The organism is Dellaglioa sp. CoH-57-MRSF-20, assembly GCF_056781955.1.
Window position 1 is genome coordinate 26,440 of the sequence record NZ_JBXAXV010000006.1, and the last position, 20,915, is coordinate 47,354.

Below are 20,915 nucleotides of genomic sequence, written 5' to 3' on the forward strand. Positions count from 1 at the left end.
AAATTCTCATTTTTAAATAAAATCAATTTGCGTATTTAAAAAGAGCCAATAAAAATTAGCTCTTCTTTAGAATTATTTAATTGTAAAGGTGTCAGAACGTGCGTGTAAAACTTCAGGACCATCTTGACGTCCAACGATAACCGTATTTACACAATCTAAAAATAGACCTTGTTCTACAACACCAACTTGTTTAGCTAAATAATCTTGTATGCTAGCAGGATCGTTTATTTCACCTAAATATAAATCGATGACAAAATTTTTAGAGTCAGTTAAAACATTTTCATTATCAACAGTTCTAAATTTGGGATTAAATCCTTTAGCTTCTAATTTTTTGAATAATTGATGACTACCGTAAGGGATAACTTCAACGGGAAGAGGGAATTTACCCAACGTATGAACCATTTTACTTTCATCAACAATCCACATATTTTGATTTGAATTAATAGCAACAATTTTTTCAAATAAATGAGCAGCACCGCCACCTTTAATACCTTGGAAATGGTCATCAATTTCATCTGCACCATCAATTGTTAAATCAATGTGGTCAACTTCATCAACTGATTTAACTGGAATACCAAGTGATTTTGCTTGTTCTTCAGTTCTAATTGATGTTGAAACACCGATAATTGATAAGTTTTCATTTTTAACACGTTGACCTAATGCATCTACCATAAATTTAACGGTTGAGCCTGTACCAAGTCCAACAACCATACCGTCTTTAATAAACTCGACAGCTTTTTGTCCAACTAATTTTTTTAAATTGTCTTGATTCATGTGTGTCACTCTCCTATTTTTTATTTAGGTGTATAAATTAATTCTAAAAGTTCTGGATGTTCACTAAAATAAAACTTTGTATAAGGGCATAATGGTAAAATAGTTTGCTGATTTAGAATAACTTGTTTAATTAAGTAATCAGTTGTACTTTTTGCAAGCCCTTGATGACGCTGATTGTCAGCTACCCAAGTATGTTCAATGACCATTGTCTGATTAGCATTAATCATGGTAAAACTAATTCGACTAATTAACTCGTCATTAACGTTGTACACGCGTAAATCGGTTTCATTTAGTTGGAAATCCATTTGAACACCTTCCCTTTGAATGTAATTATACCATTAAAAAATGCCCAAAAACTAGCCATTTATGTCATAAATGAGGTAAGATAAAAAGTAAACAGATTACGGGGATAAACAAATGAAAACAAGAGGATTTGAAATTGTTACTAAATATGCAGGGAAAATTGACTTACCCGTTCGATCAACAACAACTTCGGCAGGATATGACTTAGCTGCAGCTGAAGATTTTACATTACCTTCAATCTGGAAAAGTGGATTTTTAAAGGTTTTATGGCTAATTAGGCATCGTGAATCGGTGGCTGAAGAAGAGCTCATTCAAGCAAATAAAATTTTGAAACCTTATTTAATTCCCACAGGAATTAAAGCGTATATGCTAGATAATGAATTTTTATTATTAGCAAATCGTTCAAGTAGCCCCTTAAAACGTGGACTGATTTTACCAAATGGAATTGGTGTTATTGATTCTGATTACTATAATAACGAAAAAAATGAAGGTGAAATTTTCATACAAATTGTTAATTTTAGTTTAAAAGATCAAATGGTAAAAAAAGGAGATCGGATAGGCCAAGGGATTTTTATGCCCTATTTAACTGTTGATAATGAAAAGGTGACCGCTACAAAACGTATTGGCGGATTTGGTTCATCAGGTAAATAGTTATTATAGAATGATTAAGAATTTCAATTGAAATTACAGGTTGTCGTTTATGTGATAAAATATTAACAATAGAATTTATAATGAAAGGGTGGGGAGTTTGTATGGCAAAAGTAAAAACGCAATTTGTATGTCAAAACTGTGGATACACCTCACCAAAGTATTTGGGTCGTTGCCCTAACTGTAACGAATGGAACACGATGGTAGAAGAGCGTGAACAATCACAAAAAGCAGATCGTAAAGCTCGTGTCAGTTTTACTGGAGCTTCTGTTAAACCAGAACTATTAGATGATATCTCAATGGCAGAACAAGAACGTGTTGAAACTGAGTTAGGTGAATTAAATCGTGTTCTTGGTGGTGGTGTTGTACCCGGGTCATTAGTTTTAATTGGTGGTGATCCAGGCATTGGTAAATCAACATTACTTTTACAAGTTTCTGGTCAACTAAGCCAAACTGGCGGAACTGTCTTATATGTTTCTGGTGAAGAAAGTGCTGTTCAGATTAAAATGCGTGCACAGCGCCTCGGTGTTGGAGGTCAGAAATTTTATCTTTACCCTGAAACAGATATGGGTAATATTCGTCAAAATATTGAGACATTAAATCCTGATTACGTAGTCATTGACTCAATTCAAACAATGCAAGAACCAGAAATGTCTGCTGCAGTTGGCAGTGTTTCTCAAATTCGAGAAGTAACTGCTGAATTATTACAAATTGCTAAAACGAATGGTATTACGATTTTTATTGTTGGACATGTAACAAAAGGTGGTGCAATTGCTGGTCCCAAAATTTTGGAACATATGGTTGATACAGTCCTTTATTTTGAAGGAGATATGCATCACACGTTCCGTATTTTACGCGCTGTTAAAAACCGATTTGGTTCAACAAATGAAATTGGAATTTTTGATATGCGTGAAGGTGGGTTATTTGAAGTTGCAAACCCATCAGAAATTTTCTTAGAAGAACGTTTGGCTGGCGCAACAGGTTCTGCTATTGTTGTATCTATGGAAGGAACACGACCTATTTTGGTTGAAGTTCAAGCATTAATCACACCAACAGTTTACGGAACGGCGAAGCGTACAACTACAGGGCTTGATCACAATCGTGTGTCATTAATAATGGCCGTTCTTGAAAAACGTGCAAGTTTATTATTACAGAACCAGGATGCTTATCTTAAGGCGGCTGGTGGCGTAAAATTAGATGAACCAGCTATTGATTTAGCGATTGCTGTTAGTATTGCGTCAAGTTATCGAGATAAAGAAACAGACCCTGCAGACAGTTTTGTAGGTGAAATTGGATTGACTGGTGAAATTCGACGTGTTAATCGGATTGAACAACGGGTTGCTGAAGCACAAAAGCTTGGATTTAAACGAATTTTTATTCCTAAAAATAATTTATCAGGATGGACACCACCTAAAGGAATTACAGTTGTTGGTGTTGCTACACTAAGCGAAGCACTAAAAGTAGTGTTTAGTTAGAAAGGAGGAGTTGTCAATGCGTAGAAATATTATTAAAGGTGTTGTTGCACTAGTCGGCGGTGGAATTGGTGTTAGTTTGCTACCACTTTTTTGGAAATTAGTGAGTATTGCGGAGATTGGTATATTAAATAATAGTGTTGTTAATTTTTTAATAGGTGTCGGTTTAGCTCTTATTCTATCTTTATTTATCATAACGCCACTAGAAAAATTACTGGCAAATATTGAAAATTATTTAACTAATCAAAGCCCAATGATGCTACTAACAGCGAGTGTTTCAACTATTGTTGGTATGGTTATTGCAATTTTAATCTCAACACCATTCTATCGATCAGAAATATGGCTATTGAACACAATTGTACCCGTTTTGTTACTATTTTTACTTGGATACTTGGGTTTTGTTATAGGAACTAATCGTTTGGAGGATTGGCGTAAATTATTTGCATCAAAAAATAAGAAAAGTGATGTCGTTGAAAGTAGTTTACTAGACCGTAATGTCAATGATAATTATCATGAATATAAAATATTAGATACAAATATCTTAATTGATGGCCGGATTTATGATTTGATTAAAACTGGCTTTATTGAAGGAACATTATTAGTTCCTAATTTTGTTTTATATGAACTCCAATATATTGCAGATTCAGCTGATAGTATCAAACGTGTTCGGGGTCGTAGAGGATTAGATATTTTAAATAAACTTCAAGATGAAAAAATCATGCCGATTGAAATGTATGAAGGTGATTTTGAAGAAATTGAAGAAGTAGATAGTAAGTTAATTAAATTAGCTAAAACGATTGATGGGGTTATTGTCACAAATGATTTTAATTTAAACAAAGTTAGCGAATTTCAAAATGTCCAGATTTTGAATGTAAATGCACTAGCTAAATCATTGAAACCTCGGGTTATTCCTGGAGAACAATTACATGTTATGGTAATAAAAAATGGTTCTGAGCGTCAACAAGGTGTTGCTTATTTGGATGATGGAACAATGGTTGTCGTGGAAGAAGGAAAGTATTTCCTAAACAAATCAATTGACGTTGTCGTTACAAGTGCACTTCAAACGGATGCTGGAAGAATGATTTTTGCAAAACCATTACATTCAATGAAAAAAATAAACGATAAGAAATAAAGTCAATACTAAGATTATTGGCTTTATTTTTTATCCGATTCATTGTAAACTAGATTAGTTGAATAAAGCCTTAAATAAACGGTTTATATCGTAGTAACTAAATACAGAAAAAAGAAAGAGGCGTTATCATGGCTAAAAATAAAATTCGTGTCAGATATGCACCAAGTCCAACTGGACATTTACACATTGGAAATGCTCGTACCGCTCTATTTAATTACTTATTTGCGAGAAGTCAAAAGGGTACTTTTGTTATCCGTATTGAAGATACTGATACAAAGAGAAATATTGCTGATGGTGAACGCAGCCAACTAGATAACTTAAAATGGTTAGGCATGGATTGGGATGAAGGTCCTGACAAACCAGGAGAATTTGGTCCTTATCGTCAATCAGAACGTAAAGATATCTATTTACCATTAATCCAAGAATTAGTGGATAAAAATTTAGCTTACGAGTCATATAAAACAGAAGATGAACTCGAAGCAGACCGTGATGCTCAAAAAGCACGTAATGAAATGCCACATTATGAATACGAATATGCAGGTATGTCTGATGATGAGATTACTGCTAAAATTGCAGAGTCAAAAGCTGCCGGTTTAACACCTGTTATTCGTTTCCGTGTTCCAGCAAACAAAAAATACGAATTTAAAGATATTGTTAAAGGTGAAATTACCTTTGATTCCAATACTATTGGTGGCGATTTTGTTATTCAAAAACGTGATGGTATGCCAACATATAACTTTGCTGTTGTTGTTGATGATCACTTGATGGAAATTACGCATGTTCTTCGTGGGGATGACCATATTGCCAATACGCCTAAGCAATTGATGATTTATGAAGCATTTGGCTGGGATGCACCTATCTTTGGACATATGACATTAATTATCAATACAGAAACAGGAAAAAAATTAAGTAAACGTGATGAAAATGTTCTCCAATTCATTGAACAATATCGTGAATTAGGCTACTTGCCAGAAGCTATGGTAAACTTCATTACCTTATTAGGCTGGTCACCAGTTGGCGAAAGTGAAATTTTCTCTCGCCAAGAATTGATTAAAATGTTTGATCCTAAACGTTTAAGCAAGTCACCAGCTTCATTTGATGGTAAAAAATTAGAATGGATTAATAATCAATATATTAAAACAGCTGATGAAGATAAAGTAATGGATTTGGCTTTACGTCAATTAATTCAAGATGGTAAAATTGAAGCTGATCCAAGTGCAGAAAGAATTGAATGGGCTCGTAAATTAATTAGCCTTTATAAGCAACAAATGTCATATACAGGTCAAATTACTGAAATGGCAGAAGTATTTTTAAGCGAACCACCTGTTCTTGATGATGAAGCAAAGGCAGAGTTAGCTGTTGAAACAGCACCAACAGTTTTAAAAGAATTTGCTGAACGCATTAAAACGATTGATATTTTTGATGCTGTTGCTATCCAAGCAACAATTAAATCAATTCAAAAAGATACAAAAATTAAAGGTCGTCAATTATATATGCCAATCCGTATTGCAACAACGCGTGAAATGCATGGACCAGAACTACCAGCATCAATCGAATTGCTTGGTCGTGAAAAAGCATTAGCTCATTTGAACAAAACGTTAGAAGAAATGAATACAAAATAATTTTTGATAAGAGAGAGTAACAACTTATTGGCGTTTTTTAGAAAGTTTTCGGTGATGTGAGAAAACAAACGTTAGTTGTGAAGTGCCTCTTTAAAATGCTATGATGAACAAAGTAATTATAGTCGTGTAATGAACGTTAACTCATTGTTGGATGTAGGTTCACTACATCTTAAGGAGTGGAACAACGTTGAAGACGTCTTTTATAAGTATATAAAAGACGTCTTTTTTTAACAAAAAGATTAAATGGCGGGTGATAAAATGATTTCAATTTATAATACATTAACGAATCAAAAAGAGGTTTTTAAACCACTTGTGTCTGGGAAAGTTAGTATGTACGTTTGCGGGCCAACCGTTTATAACTATATTCATATTGGAAATGCGCGAAGTGCTATTGCGTTTGATACAATTCGTCGATATTTTGAATATCGTCATTTTAAAGTTAACTATGTATCTAATTTTACAGATGTTGATGATAAAATGATCAAAGCTGCTAAAGAAGACCATATAACAGTTCAACAATTAGCCGATAAGTTTATTGCTGCTTTCATGGAAGATACCAAGGCATTGGCGATTGAACCAGCAACTAAAAATCCAAAGGCGACAGAAAATATTGATGATATCATTCAATTTATATTAAATTTAATTGATAAAGGTTATGCTTATGTATCTGATGGGGATGTTTATTTTAGAACGCGTAAATCTCCAGATTATGGTAAATTATCTGATCAAAATATCAACGAATTAGAACAAGGTGCCAGTCAGCATGTTGATACTGAAGAAACGGCTCGAAAAGAAGATGAAATTGATTTTGCACTTTGGAAATCAGTCAAAAATGATGATCTTTCTTGGAACTCTCCATTTGGTAAGGGCCGTCCGGGTTGGCACATTGAGTGTTCTGTAATGGCAACAAAATACCTAGGTCCAACGATTGATATTCATGGTGGTGGACAGGATTTAATGTTTCCACATCATGAAAATGAAATCGCTCAAAGTGAAGCTGAAACGGGTCAAAAATTTGCTAACTATTGGATGCATAATGGATTTGTAACAATTGGTGAAAATGATGAAAAAATGAGTAAATCACTAGGTAATTTTGTTACGGTGCATGATATGATTAAAGAAGTCAATCCACAAGTTATCCGTTTCTTTATGGCAACAACGCATTACCGCCGTCCAATTCAGTATAGCCAAGCGAATATTGATGAAGCGACTAATAATTTAAATAAATTGAAAACAGCATTTGATAACTTAACTTATCGATTGAACGATGCTATTTCAGGAGAAAATAAATTAATAGAAAATCAAATTAATGAGAGCTTATCCAATTTTGAAACTGCTATGGATGATGATTTTAATTCACAAAATGGTATTGCAGTTATCTATGATTTAGCTAAGAAAATGAATGTCTATTCTGAAAACAAACAAGTGGAACGAGATTCAATTAATCACTTGTTAGAAATTTTTAAAGAAATGACATCAGTTTTTGGATTAGCTTTTGGACAAGTAGCTGATGCTCTAGATATCAGAGTTGAAAAATTAATTGCACAAAGAATAGAAGCTAAGAAACAAAAAGATTTTCAAAAAAGCGATGAAATTCGAGATCAACTTGCAGCAGAAGGAATTATTTTGGAAGACACACCACAAGGAACTAGATGGAGAAAAGACTAATGGAAAATAATGCAGATTATCAACAAATGAATGGGATTGCGTTAGCTTATATGGGCGATGGTATTTATGAAGTATTTGTTCGTAAACACTTACTTGTACAAGGACTTACAAGACCAACTCAATTACACCATCAAGCAACACATTATGTATCAGCCAAAGCACAAGCTTTCTTGATAGATAAAATGACAGAAAATAATATTTTAACTGAAGAAGAAATAGACTACTTTAAACGTGGACGTAATGCTAAAAGTCATACTTCAGCTAAAAATACATCAGTAATAACGTATCGTATTTCAACTGGATTTGAAGCATTGTTTGGCTACTTATTTTTGAGTAATCAAAACGATAGATTGGCCGAATTGGCAAAATGGTGTATTAACACCGTTGAAAAGGAGAACTTAAATGGGACAACCAAGAAGTAGTGAAGAGGCTGGCGATTTTATTATTGGTCGTCACCCTGTAGAAGCAGCGTTAAAAAGTAATCAATCAATTAACAAATTATTTTTACAAACTGGATTAAAATCAGATGTTTTAAGTGGTATTGAACAGTTAGCTAAGAAAAAAGGTATTATCACACAACTAGTTCCTAAAAGTAAATTAGATTTATTATCAGATCAACAAAATCACCAAGGCGTTATTGTAGCAGTTGCCGCATTTGAATATGCAACTATTGAAGATCTTTTCAAAAGTGCAGCTGATAAAGATGAACCACCATTTTTCCTTATTTTAGATAATGTTGAAGATCCACATAACTTAGGATCAATTATGAGAACAGCCGATGCTGCGGGTGTACATGGAATTATTATTCCAAAACGTCGCGCAGTCGGTTTAACGTCAACAGTTGCTAAGACGTCAACAGGTGCAATTGAATATATGCCAGTTGCTCGCGTAACTAATTTGGTAAATACTGTAAATGAATTGAAAAAGGCCGGATTATGGGTCTTCGGAACAGATATGGATGGACAAGATTATCGTGAATGGGATGCTAAAGGACCCACAGCCCTCGTAATTGGTAACGAAGGTAAAGGTATTTCACCGTTATTGAAAAAAGCTTGTGATGGTATGTTGACTATTCCAATGGTTGGACACGTTCAAAGTTTAAACGCCAGTGTCGCAGCCAGTTTACTTATTTATCAAGGATTTACTTCTAGGGGTAAATAATAATGAAAAAGCAAATTTTGGTTGTAGATGCCTATAATATGATTGGTAATTGGCCAGAATTAAATCGATTGAAACAATCAGAGCGACTTGATGAAGCACGTGACTTGCTACTGCACAAATTATCAAATTATCATAAACAGATTGACTCTCGGTTAATCGTTGTCTTTGATGCAATGTATGTTCCAGGACTATCAAAGAGTTATACAAAATATGGATTAGAGATTATTTGGACAGCAGAGGGTCAGACGGCTGATAGTTATATTGAAGCAATGATAGGTGAGTTACAGACTAAACTCACACAGGTAACTGTTGCAACGAGTGATCAAGCAGAACAGTGGACTATTTTCTCACAAGGTGCATTAAGAATTCCTGCATGGGAGTTATACAAAGACATTAATGAATCTAAAAAAGAAGTTGCTCAACAAGCCAAAAAATATCAAACGGAGGCATCGGTTCGTCGTTCACCATGGGACTCAGAACAATTAGATAGTCTGGCTGAATTGCGTGATCACCTATCACATGACTAAGCAACTGTTGTAATCAGTCATTATGTTTGGTATATTGAAAAATGGAGACCCGGATATGGAGAGTCTACTTGTTAGATGAAACTTACCGGAGTACTGAAAACGAAACAGATTTTCAATTGATTTGCCAAATTAAATTAGGTGCAGAACATAAATTTGAACCGTTATTTGAACGATATCGTCCAATGGTTTATTCGATGATTCGTAAATACTATCTAAAATTATGGGATACTGAAGATTTTTTACAAGAGGCTAGAGCTGTTTGTTTTAAAGCATTAAAAAATTACCAACCGAACAAAGGAATTACGTTTGGACAGTATTTTAAAACCAGTCTATCGAATTGTATTTTTAGTTTAATTCGCAAACAATCAGCGACTAAAAGGCTGTCTGATGCGAACTCGCATTCTTTGGAACGATATGAAGAAACTTATGGTGAATGTGAACGGCCTTCGTTTTATTGTGAGATATTGGCAGATGACAGAATTATCCTTCAAGAAAAATTGGATGATTTTGAATTGAAATTGTCAGAGTTAGAAAGAAGTACTTTTGTTTTACTTTATTATCAAATGAAAAAGCCAGAAGAAATTGCGCTTATTTTAGAGTGCGATATGAAAAAGGTATTAGGATCTATCTCAAGGTGTAAGAGTAAGCTTGGGTTATTTTTTAAAGAAAATCGATAATTAGGAAAGAAAGAAAAGAGGGTGGTTCCTTTTTTCTTTCTTTTAATGTAAAATGAGTGTATTCTTTAAAAATGTTAGTCGAAGTTAGCGTTAGTTAACTTTACATTAAGGAGAAAAAGTCATGGCACAAAGAAAAGTAGCATTGGCTTGTATCGTTTGTGGCTCACGAAATTATATTGTAGCTGCAAAACCGAGCAGAACCGAACGCTTAGAAGTAAATAAATTTTGTAAATATTGTAATAAACATACGTTACATCGTGAAACAAAATAGGGGGATAGTTATGAGAAAAATTAATGCATTTCTTAAAAGTGTTATCGTAGAAATTAAAGCAACAACTTGGCCAACAGGTAAGGAACTACGTCGTGATACAACAACTGTTGTTGTAACTGCAATTATGTTTGCGATTTTCTTCTGGATTGTTGATTCAGGTGCTTCTGCATTCTTAACCCTATTTTCATAGAAGAATAGCTATTTAACTGATGTTTTGATATAATGACACAAGTGAGAAAACTTCGTTGATGCGGAGTTTTTTTTGTTTGAGAAAAATGAAGCTGATAATTTAAGGAGAGATATATATAATGGAATCAATCGAAAAAAGTTGGTATGTCTTACATACTTACTCTGGTTACGAAAATAAAGTTAAAACAAATATTGAATCACGTGCACAATCAATGGGTATGGAAGATTTTATTTTCCGTGTAGTTGTTCCTGAAGAAGAAGAACGTGAAGTTAAAAATGGTAAAGAAAAAACAGATATGAAGAAAACATTCCCTGGATATGTTTTAGTTGAGATGGGTATGTCAGATGAATCATGGTATGTTGTTCGTAATACACCAGGCGTAACTGGGTTCGTTGGTTCTCATGGGGCCGGAAGTAAACCAGCACCACTATTACCTGAAGAAGTAGAATTGATTCTTCGTCGTTTGGGTATGAGTGCTCGTCATCAAGAATTGGACATTGAAATTGGTGAATCTGTCACAATTATTGAAGGTGCATTTGCTAACCTTATCGGTAAAGTAACGGAAATTGATAATGAAAAATTAAAACTTAAAGTTGATATTGATATGTTTGGTCGTGAAACAAGTACAGAATTGAACTTTGATCAAGTAGATAAATTATTAGGCTAGGGTGATAACTCACAAAAGTAGAAGGTGATTTAATGACTAAGGGACTTTTGAAGATAGGCTTGTTAGGTCTAGGAGCAGGCACAAGTTTTTTCATTGGGAATAAATTTAGACGATTAGGGCATGTTTCAATTGATGCCTCTGATCCAATTGTACCTAGCGACAAGATGACCCCAACACTATTTGTTCACGGTTATAGTGGTAATCGACTTTCTTTTGGCCCAATGATTGCCCGTTTTGAACGAGCAGGCTATGGTCGTAAAGATATGGTTATCATAGTTGATGATAATGGTAGTTTACATGTTGAAGGTCAATTAAGATCTGCGCAACCATTCATTCAAGTTTTATTTAAAAATAATATAGCTCCTGTTGAAAAACAAAGCTTATGGTTACATTATATTATGCAATTTTTATATGGCGCTTATGCCATTGAAAAGGTCGATTTTGTTGGGCATTCAATGGGTAGTGTCAGTATATTACGCTATATGACAGAATACAGAGATATGACTGATGTCCCAATGGTGGCACATGCCATTTCAATTGGTGCACCATACAATGATCATAATGTAGCACAAAATACGCCTATCATTGAAGATTTATTTTTAACTGATAAAGGTCCAGTGGAAACGACTTCACTCTACCAGTATTTTGAAAAGGCAATGCAGCATCTACCGGAGAATTTACAATTTTTAAATATTGCTGGCGATTTGAAAAATGGCAATGATGGCGCTGTTTCCATTAATAGTGTTTTATCACTTCGCTATTTAGTTGAAAATCAGCTTAATTATCAGGAACTTATTGTGAGCGGTCGAAGAGCAGCACACAGATTATTACATGAAAATAAACGAGTTGATGAATCAATTTACACATTTTTATGGAAAAAGCATAAATAAGATTGCGTGGAACCCATCTGGGTGTTATATTATATTAGTATGTTCTGCATACAGTGGGAGGAGAAATTTATATCTCCATTTACCACGCACGGATTTTACAAGGAGGTATGTCACGTGGCTAAAACAGTAGCAAACGTCGTTAAATTACAAATTCCAGCAGGGAAAGCAACTCCTGCTCCACCGGTTGGTCCTGCATTAGGACAAGCTGGTATTAATATCATGGGCTTTACAAAGGAATTCAATGCACGTACAGCTGACCAAGCTGGTATGTTAATTCCCGTTGTAATTAGTGTTTACGAAGATCGTTCATTCGATTTCGTTACAAAAACACCACCCGCAGCAGTTCTTTTAAAGAAAGCTGCAGGCGTTGAAAGTGGTTCTGGCGAACCTAACACTAAAAAAGTTGCAACAGTAACTAGTGCTCAAGTTCAACAAATCGCTGAAACTAAAATGCAAGATCTAAACGCTTCAGGTGTTGAATCTGCAATGCGCATGATCGAAGGAACTGCACGAAGCATGGGATTCGTTGTAGAAGGTTAATTCCTAACTACAAACACGCTTCTCGGTCGGATACTCTATGAAAATAGATGTATCAAGTGGGAGGTTTATCCGTTAGACCACATATTGCAAGGAGGAAAATTCAAGATGGCTAAAAAAGGTAAAAATTATCAAGACGCTTTAAAACAAGTTGAAGAAGGTAAAAACTATTCAATTACTGATGCAATCGCATTAGCTAAGAAAATGGACTTTGCTAAGTTTGACGCTACAATTGAACTTGCTTACAACTTAAACTTAGATACAAAACAAGCAGACCAACAATTACGTGGGGCTGTTGTACTTCCAAATGGTACTGGTAAAGACCAAACTGTTGTTGTATTCGCTAAAGGCGATAAAGCTAAAGCTGCACTTGCAGCCGGCGCTGACGTTGTTGGTGATGATGACTTGGTTGAACGTATTTCTGGTGGCTGGTTAGATTTTGATGTTGCTATTGCAACACCAGATATGATGGCCCAAGTTGGACGTTTAGGCCGTGTCTTAGGACCTAAAGGTTTAATGCCTAATCCTAAAACAGGTACTGTTACAATGGACGTTGAAAAAGCAGTTTCAGAATCTAAAGCCGGCAAGGTAACTTACCGTACTGATAGAGATGGAAATGTTCATGTTCCAATTGGTAAAGTATCATTTGATGATGCAGCATTAATTGGTAACTTTGATGTTATCAACGATGTTATTGTTAAAGCTCGCCCATCATCAGTTAAGGGTGGCTATATCAAACATTTATCTGTTGCTACAACATTTGGTCCAAGCTTAAACTTGGCTCAAAACTAATATTAGATAATTAAATTTCTTTAGTTGACCCATATATCTAACTGTGTTAAATTTATGGAAGTCAATTAATTTATGATTCTACCGAAGACTCAGGTGGCGCAAGCCTTAATTTACCTGCCGAGGAGTGAAGTATTACTCTCTCTGTGTCTTGGTGGACACGGAGTTTTTTTATTGTAAAAAAGCTCTGACACGACTACAGGAGGTGAATCAATTATGAGTAAAGAATTTATCGCACAAAAAGCATTAATTGTGGATGAAGTAACTGAAAAATTCAATAACGCTGCATCTGCAGTTGTTGTGGATTACCGTGGTTTAACGGTTGAACAAGTGACTGCATTACGTAAGGAATTACGCGAAGCAGGCGTTGAAATGAAAGTTATCAAAAACAAGATTTTAGTACGTGCTGCTGAAAAAGCAGGGTATGAAGGTATGGAAGAAGTATTTTCTGGACCTACTGCAGTCGCATTTTCTAGCGAAGATGTTGTTGCACCTGCACGTATTATGGCTAATTTTGCTAAGACTGCTGAAGCACTTAGCATTAAAGGTGGTGTCATTGAAGGTAAAGTTGCAACGTTAGAAGAAATTAACGCTCTTGCTACATTACCTAGTCGTGATGGCTTACTTTCAATGTTACTTTCAGTATTACAAGCACCTGTTCGCAACGTTGCTTATGCAATTAACGCTGTTGCAGAAAGTAAAGACGAAGAACCTGCTGCTTAATACTTAGCATCTATGATCGGTACCTAAAGGTACACACAAAATCGTACACATAAAATGGAGGATACACACATGTCATTAGATACAGAAAAAATCATTGCTGATTTAAAAGAAGCAAGCATTTTAGATTTAAACGACTTAGTTAAAGCAATCGAAGAAGAATTCGGTGTTTCAGCTGCTGCTCCTGTAGCTGCTGCTGGCGCTGGTGCTGGCGAAGCTGCTGCTGAAAAATCAGAATTTACTGTTGAATTAACAGAAGCTGGCGACCAAAAAGTTAAAGCTATCAAAGCCGTTCGCGAAATTACAGGTTTAGGCCTTAAAGACGCTAAAGGTTTAGTTGATAACATTCCATCAGTTATCAAAGAAGGTATTTCTAAAGACGAAGCTGAAGCAATGAAAGCTTCTTTAGAAGAAGTTGGCGCAGTAGTTACTCTCAAATAATAATATTTTTATTTTTGAATAATTTTAAGCACGATGATTTCCAATTTATTGGAAATCATCGTGCTATTTTTTTGCAAAATGTTTGGTTATGTTAATAAATCGTGGTAAGGTATTTAAATAAACATATATCTGAAAAAATATTGAATAAAATGGACAAAATGTAGAGGGGGTAAGCTATAAACGAACATAATTAGAAGCGTCTATTTAAAGGATAGCGATAACTATTCCAATATTAGCGTTTGAAATCTCTTTAAAATTAGAAATTCGTCGAATTATTAATTAATGTTAAACTTTTTCTATATACATCATTAGTTATTTATTAATGTCCACAGTTTGGCATGATCACCAGCGCTTATTTAAAATTAGTTAGTATGTAGATAAAAGAGTTAATTTAGAAATAGTAACTAGATCGAAGCAAATTATTTTTATGGTGATGTTAGTTATTTTATACCAAATTTTACATAGACTACATTAATTTTATTAACGATATAGACTTTATTGTGAAATGAAGGTTACGTAGAACAAAAGAAAAAATAGTATTATATATTCCGGGGGGAGTATAAGTAACAAAAAATAAATCGGGGGATTCAAAAAATGAAAAAAATAATTAGTACGTGTAATGAATTTATTAAAAAAAGATTAACAGCAATTAAGCTTTTATTTGTTTTATCAGTTTTAATTTTTGTTATTATCCAAGTTGGACAAATATTTAAGGATATAAATGGTGAACAAGTTCAGCAAAGTTTTGAATCACAGTCAGTAAAATCCATTATATTAATGTTGGTAATTGGATTTATTGCTGTCCTTCCGATGATGATTTATGATTTTGTCATGGTTAAATTTTTACCAGAAAAGTATTCTTGGCGATACATTCTTCAAAGCGGTTGGATAACGAATACAATGACTAACATAGCAGGATTTGGTGGCCTACTAGGTGCATCACTTAGAGCTAATTTTTATAGTAAAAATGCGTCTAAAAAACAGGTGCTATTTGCTATATCAAAAATAGCATTATTTTTAGTTGCGGGTCTATCACTATATTGTTGGGTTTCTTTATTCATGATTTTTGGATTAAATATTGGACCACAATTCGGACAGTATTGGGTCTGGTTGTTATTAGGTGGCCTATATTTTCCAATTGTTTTTATTATTACAAAGACAAGAGATTCAGAATTTTTTGCAGATTTAACATTAGGTCGTGAACTAACGTTAATACTTGGCTCTTCCTTAGAATGGGGATCTGCTGGTTTATTTTTCATTTATATCGGATTTATGATGAATGTTGATACATCTAATTTAGTTGCTGTCTTCCCGTTATTTATTATCGCATCAATTATCGGTGTTATTTCAATGATTCCGGGTGGGTTAGGTTCTTTTGATGTCTTTATGATTTTAGGGTTACAAACATTAGGTGTACAGGATAGCACAGCTGTTATCTGGTTATTGTTTTATCGATTATTTTATTATATATTCCCATTCTTAGTGGGGGTATTATTATTCGTTAAAGATTCAGGACATCGTCTTAATGAGTACTTAAATGGACTACCAGTTATCTTACTCAGTAGAGTAGCACATTTTATACTTGTGTTATTTTTCTATATGACAGGTATCATCTTATTACTTGCTTCAACGGTTCCAGAATTTACATTTACTAATCCAATTATTAATTACTTATATCCTTATACCTTTTATTTCATTCATCAAATGAGTAATATTATACTTGCATTCTTAATGATTGGGATTGGTCGAGGTATTGAATCTAAAGTTAAACGTGTCTATTGGCCAATGATTATCTTTGTTGTCGTGGGTATTGCTAATACATTGTGGCATGATTTCTCAGTAACAATACTTATTTTCTTAACTATCATTCTCATTTGTGCACTATTATCTAAACCAATATTTTATCGTGAAAGATTTGAATATTCATGGGGCCGTTTATTAATTGATGGAAGTATATTTGCTGGAACATTCATTTTATACACAATCGTAGGATTCTATAACATGCCAGAATTCCACTTTAAGGGTAAAGTTCCAGATGTATTCTTATTTCCTTCAGAAAAGATATGGCTATCAGGATTCCTAGGTTTACTTTCTGCAGTTGTGGTGTTATGGATTGCATTTACGTACTTATCTGGTAAGGATAAACGATTTGGTAAGCAAGATTTTCCAGCAGATCGTGTTAAAAATGTAATTGATACTTATGGTGGTAATGAAGTCAGTCATCTTTCATTTTTAAAGGATAAAAATGTTTATTTCTATCAAAATGATGGACAGGACGAAGTATTTTTCCTTTATCAAAAAAAATCGAATAAATTAGTGGTTATGGGTGAACCTGTTGGTAATCATGAGTTTATTCGTGAAGCAATTAATCAATTTATTGTTGACGCAGATATTGAAGGATTAGAATTAGTTTTTTATGAAGTTGATGCGAAGTTAACAATGATGTTACATGAAGTTGGATTTGATTTCATTAAAACGGGTGAAGAAGGTTTTGTTAGAGTAGCTGAATTTGAATTGGCTGGTAAAAAAAGACGTTCTGAACGTGCTTTAATGAATAAATTTGAACGAGAAAACTATACATTTGCAATGATCGAGCCCCCTTATTCAAAGGAAACTATTCAAGAATTGAAAAAAATATCTGATAGTTGGCTGAATGGACAAGCTGAAAAAGGATTTTCTTTAGGATTTTTCGATGAATATTATCTTAATCAAGCGCCTATTGCTATTATTAATGATTCTGAGGGACATAAGGTTGCCTTTGCGACAATGATGCCAACCGGAAATAATAGGGTCTTATCGATTGATTTGATGAGATATAGTAGAGAAGAAGCGCCATCTGGTATTATGGATAAAATCTTTATTAGCCTTTTTCAACAAGCAAAAGAAGGCGGCTATGAATTATTCGATATGGGTATGGCACCATTGTCGAATGTAGGTGAATCTAAATTTAGTTTTGCGGAAGAAAAAATAGCTCATTTAATTTATGAATATGGGTATCATTTTTATGGTTTCCAGGGACTAAAGAAGTATAAAAATAAATATGTAACTAAATGGCAGCCAAAATATATTTCATTTAGGAAACGTAGTTCGATTGCCTTTACGTTATTACAGATTTTAGCAGTTGTAAATCAAAAAAAATCAGTAGATAAAAAGGATAGAATGCCTAGCCCTATAATGAAGTTTTTAATAAAGAATATTAGATAATATAGTATATTAAAAGGGTAGAGATATATATTATTTGAGACACCAAGACATAATTCCGGTAAAATATCGGAATTATGTCTTTTAATTTGCAAGAAATACGTTTGTTATGAAGCAAAAGAAACTCTAAATGTAGTGAACAAATAGTTAATTTAACGTACTTTTAGTCTGGAAACTGCGTATGATGATTGCTTTCTTACTCGATTATTTAGATATAAAAATGCCTCACAATTACTAGACTTATGTCTAATAATTGTGAGGCATTTCATTAATTAGTATTATCTTTTTTTAAACATATTTTTGATAGAGATTAATAAAAATGGCATATAGAGTAACCATAAATTTAAACGTTGCCACAAACCACGATAAGGAATTTTAAATTGTGAATCTGGCATAATTCTTGGATAAACAAATAAAAATTGAATTCCTAGTGAAATAATAAAGGCAACTAATAAAAGGGTTGTAATTAGTTTTTTACCTTGCTTTTGATAGAGTTTTAATAAAAAAAACATACTAATCAAAAGAGCGGTGTCGCCAATGCCTGACGAATAATTGTGGATCATACCCGTAATGCTTTGTGTATTTGATGTGAGTGCACGATCGAAAATTCCTGTTAAAAGACAATCGGTCATACTAAAAATAATTAACATAGCGGTAAACCAGCTGGCTAATTTTTTTGACGTACCTTTAAAATATTCATAGAAAGCTGGTGCTGAAAGTAAGAAAAGAAGTCCATTTATAACTTCCCAAACTTTAAATGCCATATGAGTTGGAACGCCAACTTCCCCAAAATCACTAATTAAATTAGTGAATTGCAAATAACCAGGTACAAATGGTGCTAATGCTAAAGGCAAAATCCACTCACTTATAACGGCAAGTGCCATTAAATAAAAACCATATTTCTTTAAAAAATTCATTATAGATCCCCAATTCTAATTATTTATATGATAATTTTATTATAACTTATTTAAGTAATAGTTGTTTACGAAAAGGCTAATTAAAAATGACACTTCTTAATTATAATTAAGATAATACCAAGATATATCGATTTAGATAGCCTTATTTTAGATATAATGATAAAGTGTTAACTAGTTTATGAACAATATTTTTGATATAATGGAAGTTAAGAAATTACAACAAATTGAAAGTAGGGTGTTACCTTGGATTCTGGTCCGGAAAATTATTTAGTGAATGTAATTGTTATTATCGCAATATTACTTTTGTCTGTGTTATTTACACTGACTGAGTATGCGTTGGTTCGTGTCCGTATTAGTGCATTGAAAGATATGTATGGGAAAAAGCCGCTTAAAAATATTAAGCGGGCTATTCATATGACGGAGAACCTAACGGAGTATCTGTCAACGGCCCAAGTTGGAATCACTTCAACTAGTTTGATTTTAGGTTGGATTGGTGAAAAAACAATAGCAGATGCGATTATACAATCAAATATATTACCCGCGGCTATGGCAAATGCTATTGCATCGGTTGCTGCAATTCTTATTTTTACTGTTATTCATGCTGTTTTTACTGATTTAGTACCTAAAAATATTGCAATTGCAGATCCATTGCCAGTATTATTATTTATTGTCCGTCCTATTATGTTTTTCCATATTGTGTTATACCCATTAATTTGGATTTTAGATCGTTCAGCAAATTGGATTACGCATTTGTTAGGTTATGAAGTTGAAAATGAAGAAGATATTTATTCGCAAACTGAAATTCTCTCATTATCTCGATTATCCGCAAATGCTGGTGAACTTGATGAAGAAGATTTAACATTCATGCGACGAGCATTTGATATGAATGATAAAGTGGCAGAAGATATCATGATTGACCGAACATCGATGGTTGCAGTAGACGTAGACGATTCAATTAGAAACGTTGTTAATTTATATTGGAGAACTAGATATTCAAGGTTCCCAGTTATTGCTAACAATGATAAAGATAAAGTTATCGGGTACGTTTATAGTTATGATTTATTGCGACAGGAAAAAATTGATAAGACAAATTTGATTTCAACAATTATGCGTGATATTCCGGCCGTTCAAGAAAATGCTGAAGTTCATAGTATTATGGATGTTATGGTATCTAAGAGAACACCAATCGTTATCGTCGTTAATGAGTATGGTGGGACTTCAGGGATTGTTACAGATAAAGATATCTATGAAGAATTATTTGGTGTTGTTAGAGAAGAATTTGATGATACGAATGACGATAATATAGTAGATATGGGAAACAATAAATTTAAAGTTTCAGGTAAAGTGACATTATATGATTTTGAAAGATATTTTGATACAACGCTTAAAGAAACGGAAGAAAGTGAAGCGGTGACGCTTACTGGATTTGTGCTTAATAATGACTCAAAATTTCGAGCTAATGATGAAATGAAAATTGCTAATTTTAATATTAAGGCATTGGACTATGAAAATGCTTATATTTCAGAATTTGAAGTAACTGTTTTACCAACAGATAAAAGAGTGATTAACAAAGTGAACGCTTAAAAAAATAGTATTTAGGGTTAGTTTTTAATTAGCTCTAAATGCTATTTTTTTTACTACATTACTGGTAAGGATTATAGCTTGCCAATTGGTAAAAGTAGTAACCATATTAATTTGAATCAAACGACTATTTCGAATTATTTAAAATGGTCACAATATCTGGTAGGAGGAGACAATTATGAAAAATAAAAGGAATATCAGCGCCATCTTATTTGGATTTGTTCCAATGATTATGGGAGTAGTTTTGTATCACAAATTACCCAATAAAATTCCGATTCACTGGAATATAGGTGGTAATATTGATCAGTATGGTGATAAAAATCTAGTTATTATTGGGTTCCCATTATTGATGATTTTAATCAATGTGGTGATAATGGTAATAGATAACACTAATCGTCAAAATAAGAAACTAGATACAGCTTTAATTTGGATTACGCCAATCTTATCAATACTTTTAGCAACAATGATATTTGCTACCGCGTTGGGACATCAGGTTAATATTATTAGCAGTGTTGCACTGATAGTGGGAACATTGCTGATCATCTTAGGAAACTATGCGCCTAAAACGGTTCCTAATAAATATACCAACTTTAGGATGAAGAAAATAACGCAGGATTCTAGTCATCGTGAGAAATTAAATCGTTTATCAGGTGTATGGATGGTCATTATAGGAATATTGATACTTTGTGCGGGAATAGTGGGAATGTTACTGTAATTGTAAAGTTAA

At 33.5% G+C, this 20,915-nt stretch carries 23 protein-coding genes and 1 other annotated feature; of the genes, 20 read left to right on the top strand and 3 right to left on the bottom strand.

Annotated features, from left to right (window positions below):
* Nucleotides 1–72: 72 nt before the first annotated feature.
* Both rpiA and AC1RPN_RS06665 read right to left on the bottom strand, forming a co-directional pair.
* Nucleotides 73–774, bottom strand: coding sequence for a ribose-5-phosphate isomerase RpiA (rpiA, locus tag AC1RPN_RS06660; protein ID WP_481761886.1), 702 nt, complete (start codon nt 772–774; stop codon nt 73–75).
* A gap of 20 nt (nt 775–794) precedes the next feature.
* Nucleotides 795–1,079: a GNAT family N-acetyltransferase gene (locus tag AC1RPN_RS06665; RefSeq protein ID WP_481761887.1), complete on the bottom strand. Its 285-nt coding sequence runs from the start codon at nt 1,077–1,079 to the stop codon at nt 795–797.
* A gap of 112 nt (nt 1,080–1,191) precedes the next feature.
* On the opposite strand from AC1RPN_RS06665, the gene AC1RPN_RS06670 reads away from it, so the two are divergent.
* The 18 genes from AC1RPN_RS06670 to mprF all read left to right on the top strand — a co-directional run bounded on the left by AC1RPN_RS06670 (nt 1,192) and on the right by mprF (nt 17,693).
* A complete protein-coding gene (locus AC1RPN_RS06670; RefSeq protein WP_481761888.1) occupies nt 1,192–1,728 on the top strand; it encodes a dCTP deaminase/dUTPase family protein in 537 nt (178 codons plus the stop codon).
* A 101-nt stretch (nt 1,729–1,829) separates the two neighbouring features.
* Nucleotides 1,830–3,200 (top strand): DNA repair protein RadA, encoded by a 1,371-nt coding sequence (gene radA, locus AC1RPN_RS06675; RefSeq protein ID WP_409021546.1) that lies wholly within the window; start codon nt 1,830–1,832, stop codon nt 3,198–3,200.
* A 16-nt stretch (nt 3,201–3,216) separates the two neighbouring features.
* Nucleotides 3,217–4,329, top strand: a complete 1,113-nt coding sequence (locus AC1RPN_RS06680) for a PIN/TRAM domain-containing protein (RefSeq protein ID WP_481761889.1) — start codon at nt 3,217–3,219, stop codon at nt 4,327–4,329.
* Between the two features lie 128 nt (nt 4,330–4,457).
* Nucleotides 4,458–5,951 carry a glutamate--tRNA ligase gene (gltX, locus tag AC1RPN_RS06685; protein WP_481761890.1) on the top strand — a complete coding sequence of 498 codons (1,494 nt, stop codon included), beginning with the start codon at nt 4,458–4,460 and terminating at the stop codon, nt 5,949–5,951.
* 258 nt (nt 5,952–6,209) lie between these two features.
* A complete protein-coding gene (gene cysS, locus AC1RPN_RS06690) occupies nt 6,210–7,619 on the top strand; it encodes a cysteine--tRNA ligase (RefSeq protein WP_481761915.1) in 1,410 nt (469 codons plus the stop codon).
* The gene (locus AC1RPN_RS06695; RefSeq protein ID WP_409021543.1) at nt 7,619–8,041 is read left to right on the top strand and encodes a Mini-ribonuclease 3; all 423 of its coding nucleotides are present in this window, start codon (nt 7,619–7,621) and stop codon (nt 8,039–8,041) included. Before cysS ends, AC1RPN_RS06695 begins: the two co-directional genes overlap by 1 nt.
* Complete coding sequence (gene rlmB, locus AC1RPN_RS06700; protein WP_481761891.1) at nt 8,022–8,780, top strand: 23S rRNA (guanosine(2251)-2'-O)-methyltransferase RlmB; 759 nt, start codon at nt 8,022–8,024, stop codon at nt 8,778–8,780. The genes AC1RPN_RS06695 and rlmB overlap by 20 nt, the downstream gene beginning before the upstream one ends.
* A 2-nt stretch (nt 8,781–8,782) precedes the next feature.
* Nucleotides 8,783–9,307, top strand: coding sequence for an NYN domain-containing protein (locus AC1RPN_RS06705; RefSeq protein WP_481761892.1), 525 nt, complete (start codon nt 8,783–8,785; stop codon nt 9,305–9,307).
* Nucleotides 9,308–9,375: 68 nt separating this feature from the next.
* Nucleotides 9,376–9,984: an RNA polymerase sigma factor gene (locus AC1RPN_RS06710; protein ID WP_481761893.1), complete on the top strand. Its 609-nt coding sequence runs from the start codon at nt 9,376–9,378 to the stop codon at nt 9,982–9,984.
* Nucleotides 9,985–10,105: 121 nt separating this feature from the next.
* Nucleotides 10,106–10,255, top strand: a complete 150-nt coding sequence (gene rpmG / locus AC1RPN_RS06715; protein WP_057974231.1) for a 50S ribosomal protein L33 — start codon at nt 10,106–10,108, stop codon at nt 10,253–10,255.
* A gap of 10 nt (nt 10,256–10,265) precedes the next feature.
* Nucleotides 10,266–10,445, top strand: coding sequence for a preprotein translocase subunit SecE (secE, locus tag AC1RPN_RS06720; protein WP_057974232.1), 180 nt, complete (start codon nt 10,266–10,268; stop codon nt 10,443–10,445).
* 115 nt (nt 10,446–10,560) lie between these two features.
* Nucleotides 10,561–11,112: a transcription termination/antitermination protein NusG gene (gene nusG / locus AC1RPN_RS06725; protein WP_409022813.1), complete on the top strand. Its 552-nt coding sequence runs from the start codon at nt 10,561–10,563 to the stop codon at nt 11,110–11,112.
* A 32-nt stretch (nt 11,113–11,144) separates the two neighbouring features.
* Nucleotides 11,145–12,002 (top strand): alpha/beta hydrolase, encoded by an 858-nt coding sequence (locus AC1RPN_RS06730; RefSeq protein ID WP_481761894.1) that lies wholly within the window; start codon nt 11,145–11,147, stop codon nt 12,000–12,002.
* Between the two features lie 114 nt (nt 12,003–12,116).
* Nucleotides 12,117–12,542, top strand: a complete 426-nt coding sequence (gene rplK, locus AC1RPN_RS06735) for a 50S ribosomal protein L11 (RefSeq protein ID WP_409021537.1) — start codon at nt 12,117–12,119, stop codon at nt 12,540–12,542.
* Between the two features lie 105 nt (nt 12,543–12,647).
* Nucleotides 12,648–13,331 carry a 50S ribosomal protein L1 gene (gene rplA, locus AC1RPN_RS06740; RefSeq protein WP_409021536.1) on the top strand — a complete coding sequence of 228 codons (684 nt, stop codon included), beginning with the start codon at nt 12,648–12,650 and terminating at the stop codon, nt 13,329–13,331.
* Between the two features lie 63 nt (nt 13,332–13,394).
* Nucleotides 13,395–13,510, top strand: a sequence feature (ribosomal protein L10 leader region).
* A gap of 34 nt (nt 13,511–13,544) precedes the next feature.
* The gene (rplJ, locus tag AC1RPN_RS06745; protein ID WP_481761895.1) at nt 13,545–14,051 is read left to right on the top strand and encodes a 50S ribosomal protein L10; all 507 of its coding nucleotides are present in this window, start codon (nt 13,545–13,547) and stop codon (nt 14,049–14,051) included.
* A 69-nt stretch (nt 14,052–14,120) separates the two neighbouring features.
* Nucleotides 14,121–14,489: a 50S ribosomal protein L7/L12 gene (gene rplL / locus AC1RPN_RS06750; RefSeq protein ID WP_409021534.1), complete on the top strand. Its 369-nt coding sequence runs from the start codon at nt 14,121–14,123 to the stop codon at nt 14,487–14,489.
* A gap of 594 nt (nt 14,490–15,083) precedes the next feature.
* On the top strand, nt 15,084–17,693 hold the full coding sequence (gene mprF / locus AC1RPN_RS06755; protein ID WP_481761896.1) for a bifunctional lysylphosphatidylglycerol flippase/synthetase MprF: 2,610 nt from the start codon (nt 15,084–15,086) through the stop codon (nt 17,691–17,693).
* Nucleotides 17,694–17,968: 275 nt separating this feature from the next.
* Here the strand turns inward: mprF and AC1RPN_RS06760 are convergent, their stop codons facing one another.
* On the bottom strand, nt 17,969–18,607 hold the full coding sequence (locus AC1RPN_RS06760; protein ID WP_481761897.1) for a DUF998 domain-containing protein: 639 nt from the start codon (nt 18,605–18,607) through the stop codon (nt 17,969–17,971).
* A 243-nt stretch (nt 18,608–18,850) separates the two neighbouring features.
* Between AC1RPN_RS06760 and AC1RPN_RS06765 the strand changes: the two genes are divergently transcribed.
* Nucleotides 18,851–20,191, top strand: coding sequence for a hemolysin family protein (locus AC1RPN_RS06765; RefSeq protein WP_481761898.1), 1,341 nt, complete (start codon nt 18,851–18,853; stop codon nt 20,189–20,191).
* A gap of 175 nt (nt 20,192–20,366) precedes the next feature.
* On the top strand, nt 20,367–20,903 hold the full coding sequence (locus AC1RPN_RS06770) for a DUF1648 domain-containing protein (protein ID WP_481761899.1): 537 nt from the start codon (nt 20,367–20,369) through the stop codon (nt 20,901–20,903).
* Nucleotides 20,904–20,915: the final 12 nt, after the last annotated feature.